The 2346-nt window shown below is 72.8% G+C and carries 4 protein-coding genes; 2 read left to right on the forward strand and 2 right to left on the reverse strand.

Annotation, left to right across the window (positions count from 1 at the left end):
- Window positions 1-76: 76 nt before the first annotated feature.
- On the reverse strand, window positions 77-937 hold the full coding sequence (locus ACYVE9_RS23335) for a Rossmann-fold NAD(P)-binding domain-containing protein (protein ID WP_461029862.1): 861 nt from the start codon (window positions 935-937) through the stop codon (window positions 77-79).
- 108 nt (window positions 938-1045) lie between these two features.
- Here ACYVE9_RS23335 and ACYVE9_RS23340 point away from each other — a divergent pair, with 108 nt between their 5' ends.
- Window positions 1046-1471: a MarR family winged helix-turn-helix transcriptional regulator gene (locus ACYVE9_RS23340; protein WP_461029863.1), complete on the forward strand. Its 426-nt coding sequence runs from the start codon at window positions 1046-1048 to the stop codon at window positions 1469-1471.
- Window positions 1472-1582: 111 nt separating this feature from the next.
- Here ACYVE9_RS23340 and ACYVE9_RS23345 read toward each other — a convergent pair whose 3' ends face one another.
- Window positions 1583-1789 carry a hypothetical protein gene (locus ACYVE9_RS23345; protein ID WP_461029864.1) on the reverse strand — a complete coding sequence of 69 codons (207 nt, stop codon included), beginning with the start codon at window positions 1787-1789 and terminating at the stop codon, window positions 1583-1585.
- A gap of 213 nt (window positions 1790-2002) precedes the next feature.
- Here ACYVE9_RS23345 and ACYVE9_RS23350 point away from each other — a divergent pair.
- A partial coding sequence (locus tag ACYVE9_RS23350) for an SCO6745 family protein (RefSeq protein ID WP_461029865.1) occupies window positions 2003-2346 on the forward strand: 344 nt, incomplete at its 3' end.

Below are 2346 nucleotides of genomic sequence, written 5' to 3' on the forward strand. Positions count from 1 at the left end.
AGGTGTGGCCACCGCACGCGCCCGGCTCACCGGGGGAGCACCGGCACACGCGCGTAGGTGAGCGGGCGGCGCGGGGTCAGTGTGCGGCGGCGTCCTCGGCTGGGCGGGCGGTCAGCTCGTCCAGGTGCTCGGCCACGAAGTCGCGGAACGAGCGGGCCGGACGCCCGGTGGCCCGCTCCACGCCGTCGGTGACGGTGGCGTAGACCCCGGCGCGCACCCGCTCGTAGGTGGTGACGAACTCCCAGCGCTCGAAGCCGTCGACACCCGCGACGGCGTCCTCGACGGACATCTCGACGTGCTCGACGGGCCGGGCGAGCGCCTGGGACAGGACCGCGGCGGTCTCGGGCAGCGTCAGCGCTTCCGGCCCGGACAGCTCGTGGACCGTGCCCGCCAGGGCGTCGTCAAGGAGCGCACGCTCGGCGACGGCGGCGATGTCGCGCGTGTCGATCCAGGCCAGGGCGGCGCCGCCGGCCGGGAAGGGCAGCCGGCCGGCTGCCACGTCGCCGCGCAGGTAGCGGTCGTCGGTGAAGACCTGCGCGAACCAGCCCGGGCGCAGGATCGTCCAGCTGCGGTCGCTCTCGCGCACGGCGCGCTCGACCTCCAGCGTCCAGGTGCCGGGCGCGAACGAGTCGGCGTCCTGCTCCGAGAGCAGCACGACGCGGGTGGGCGCCGCGGTGACCCGCAGAAGGTCGGCCACCAGGGCGGGTGCGTCCTCGCGGTCGGGGCGGACGACGTAGATCGCGTCGAGCCCGTCGGTGGCAGCGGGCCAACCGGCCGGCTCGTCCCACGAGAACGCCGTCGGGCGCACCCCGGGAAGGTCGACGGACGCCGGGTCGGAGCTGCCGCCAAGCACCTCGACGTCTGAGCGGGCGGCGAGCAGCCGGGCCAGCGGGACGCCGGTCTTGCCGCGGACACCGGTGATCAGGACACGGGACATGGCGGGTCTCCTAGATAGTTGAGTCGCTAAAGGAATGCCACGGCCATGGAACCACCGATGCTTGAGGGAATCAAGTATTTTCATGAGTGCATCAAGTATTCTGGTGCGATGAGGCTCGAGGACCAGCTCTACGACTTCGTCTACGCCTACGAGGCGGCGTTCGAGCGGGCCGCGCACCCGTCCGGGCTCAGCGGCCCGCAGGCCTGCCTGCTGGTGCAGCTCGGCCGGGGGAGCCGCACGATGGGCGAGCTGGCGGTCGAGCTCGCCTGCGACGCGTCGAACGTTTCGCAGCTGGTCGGCCGCCTGGAGGCCCGCGGTCTGGTCGTTCGCGAGCCCGACCCGAACGACCGCCGCACACGGCGCGTGTCGATCACCGAGGCGGGCACCGAGGTCAGCCGGGACGTCGAGGGTCGGTTCACCCTGCCGTCCGAGGGCGTCGGCCGGCTGAGCAAGGCCGAGCGCGAGCAGTTCTCGGTGTTGCTGGCGAAGGCGTTCGGGGCGTCCCGCGCCTGTGCTGACGGCGAGACCGGTTGATGTGGCGTCGATCGCCGGTCGCAGGCGATCGGCTGCGACCGGACCCGGCGACGCCCACCTGAGCGCGGCCGACGATCATGGGGAACGCACTGTCGGCGGGTCGGGCGGCGGTCAGCGGGTGACGACCGGGCGGAAGGCGGCGCGTACGTCGGCGTCGGTGACCTTGTGGACGGTGACTCGGCGGGGAGAGCGGGCGGACTTCCTGCTCTCGTAGGAGCCGGAGGCGACGGAGGTGCCGTTCTTCGCCGTGCGGGGACGGCGGTCACGCCGACGGCCGGGCTCCCTGCTGCCGCGAGCCGCCTGCCAACTGTCGGACAAGGTCTACAACTCCTTGTCAACTCTGTTGCCCCACCTCGGGAGGCTGACGACAGTGGCTACCGGTATCCGGCTCGGGCTCCGCGGCGGCCGGGCGTGAGCCTCGCGCACGCCCCATGGTCCGCGGGAGTGGTCCGGCGGCCCTGCCGTGACCGAAGCAGCCGCACAGGAACAGGGGAACTCGGACATGCCGCCACTGCCAGGCCAGGCCAGGCCATCCGGCACTGCCATGAGCTGCTGAACGTCCTGCACTCGACGGTCTACTTCAGCCCCGACTTCGACAAGGAGCTGTCCGGCCTGGGCCTGGACGACCCGATGGGCCGCTACCTGGCCGGCCGGTCCGCGGCCCTGGGCCGGGTCGGCCCGGGGCCGGTCACCGCCACCTTCTACAACTTCCGGCACACGCTGATCGCCCGGCACCTCCCGGACGTCTGGGACCGCGTCTCTCCCGAGCAGGTGCTGGACGCCAGGTTGCGCGCGGCCGACAGCACGCTGCGGCGGGTCCTGGACGCTGAGGCCGTCGCCTCAGGCGGGATGCGGGAGGCGGCCGGGTTGGCGCT

The sequence above is a fragment of the Streptomyces sparsus genome, assembly GCF_054776295.1.